Genomic DNA, 1,415 nt, shown 5'->3' with positions numbered 1-1,415 from the left:
GGCTCTTTGTCAACTGTAGTGGGTAGATGAAAAGCTAACACCTAGAGAGGACGAAATTCGTTCTCTCTTTCTTTATGTTCAAAGCAATCAAAATCCGTTTTTTAAAGTTTTCAAAGTTCCTGAAACCAAAGGCATTTCTCTTAATGACTTTGATGAGATTATTGGTAGCTTCCAGTTTGGCGTTGGAATAAGGCAATTCCATGGCATTCAAAACCTTGTCTTTATCCTTTAGAAATGTCTTAAATACCGTCTGGAAAATAGGATTAACAGTGGCTAATTCCTGTTCGATGAGGTCAAAGAAATGGTCTGAGTTCTTCTCTTGGAAATGGAATAAGAGCAATTGATAGAGTTCATAGTGCTGCCGTAGTTCCTCGGAGAAAGACAGGAGTTTTTCCAGTATTTCCTTGTTGGTCAAATGCATTCGAAACATAGGGCGATAAAATCGTTTATCGCTGAGTTTACGGCTATCCTGTTGAATCAATTTCCAGTAACGTTTCAAGGCACGGTATTCCTGCGATTTTCTGTCGAATTGATTCATAATTTGAATACGAACACGATTCATAGCACGGCTAAGGTGTTGAACAATATGAAAGCGGTCGAGTACGATTTTTGCATTCGGAAAAAGTTGTTTAGCAAGTTGATAATAGGGACTAAACATATCCATGGTAATCACTTTGACCCGATTTCTAACCTTTCTAGGATAGCGTAGAAAGTGGTTTCGGATGGTTGCTTGTGTTCTTCCGTCCAGAATGGCAATGACATTTAGGGAGTTGAAATCTTGTGCGATAAAGCTCATCTTCCCCTTCTTGAAGGCATACTCGTCCCAGCTCATCACCTCAGGTAAGGTATTCCAATCCGTTTCAAACTTGAATTCATTGAGTTTTCTCATAACTGATGATGTTGAGATGGATAGCCTGTGTGCAATATGTTTCATTGCTTGATTTTCGATGAGTAATTGAGCGATTTTCTGGTTAACAGCGACAGCGATTTGGTGGTTTTTCTTAACAAGAGGAGTTTCAGCGACAGCCATTTTTCCGCAATCTTTACACTTGAAGCGACGCTTTCTGAGGCGGATAAGTAGAGGGTAGCCTGCAGTTTCTAGGTAGGGGATTTTAGAGGCTTTCTGGAAGTCGTATTTTACCATTTGTCCCTTGCAGGAAGGGCATTTAGGGGCTGTGTAATCCAAGTGACCGTGGAGTTCTAAGTGAGTTCCTAGGTCATATTCATTGGTGATAGTGATATTTTTGTCTTTAATTCTGAGAAAATTTGTGATACTATTTAGTTGTTCCATATGAACCCTTTCTAATGTGAGTTTCGTCGCTTTTCATTATAGGTCATATGGGACCTTTTTTCTATATTCAAAAAGGCTCCATAATTTCCACGGTGTTCTTACCCACTACAGAAATTATAGAGCC

Annotated in this window: 1 protein-coding gene; it reads right to left on the bottom strand. The window is 39.5% G+C overall.

What is annotated here, in order from left to right:
• Positions 1 to 34 precede the first annotated feature (34 nt).
• A complete protein-coding gene (locus C1E99_RS09780) occupies positions 35 to 1,291 on the bottom strand; it encodes an ISL3 family transposase (protein ID WP_105207428.1) in 1,257 nt (418 codons plus the stop codon).
• Positions 1,292 to 1,415: the final 124 nt, after the last annotated feature.

The organism is Streptococcus suis (genome assembly GCF_002964045.1).
GTDB classification, from domain to species: domain Bacteria; phylum Bacillota; class Bacilli; order Lactobacillales; family Streptococcaceae; genus Streptococcus; species Streptococcus suis_U.
Note: the sequence above shows the minus strand (reverse complement) of the source record. Positions and strands in the feature narration are given on the sequence as shown.

Bases quoted from the DNA above. Each gene is read 5' to 3' on its own strand.
- C1E99_RS09780 (WP_105207428.1), bottom strand. From the start codon at position 1,291: ATGGAACAACTAAATAGTATCACAAATTTTCTCAGAATTAAAGACAAA.